Here is a 545-nt window from a genome sequence, read left to right as displayed (position 1 = left end):
ATCGCCGCGGTGGTCGGATCGGTCGCGGCAAGCTATCTGGCCGACGGCCTCGGCGCGCAGGAGAAGGAGCTAGAACGGCAGATCACCCAGCGCCGCGCCGCGCTTCGCGGCAGCGATGGCGGCGAGCGATCCCCGCTCGCGCTGCTCGAACGCCGCAAATACGAGACGGCGGCGAGCGTGATCGTGCTGGAAATGCTGAGCCGGGTGTTGCCTGATCACACCTATGTCACCGAGCTGCACCTGGCGGGCAACAAGCTGCAGATCGGCGGCATCACCCGCGATGCGCCTTCGCTGATCCCCTTGATCGAGCAGTCCGGGCATTTCAACCGCGCGACGTTCTACGCCCCGACCACGCGCAGCTCCTCCGATCCCGGCGAGCGCTTCCATATCGAGGCGCAAATCGAACCGAGGAACGTGCCATGAGCAGCGCCAAGGTTACCGGCGGCAATGCGGTTGCGCGGGCGCTTGCAGGCTCGCCGCTGATCGCGGTCACGCTCTACGTGGCGGTTGCCGGCGCGCTGCTGCTGACGGCGGGGCTGTCGATC

At 67.7% G+C, this 545-nt stretch carries 1 protein-coding gene; it reads left to right on the top strand.

All coding sequences use genetic code 11. The annotated features are described in order from the left end of the window. Window positions 1-423 (top strand): PilN domain-containing protein (locus MOV74_RS40050; RefSeq protein WP_246933092.1); only part of this gene is annotated, 423 nt, incomplete at its 5' end. Window positions 424-545: the final 122 nt, after the last annotated feature.

Origin of the sequence: Bradyrhizobium sp. SHOUNA76, from assembly GCF_023006445.1 — a bacterium.
In the GTDB taxonomy this organism is placed as follows: domain Bacteria; phylum Pseudomonadota; class Alphaproteobacteria; order Rhizobiales; family Xanthobacteraceae; genus Bradyrhizobium.
The sequence above is the reverse complement of the archived record's forward strand: the minus strand, read 5'-3'. Positions and strand labels throughout refer to the sequence as shown.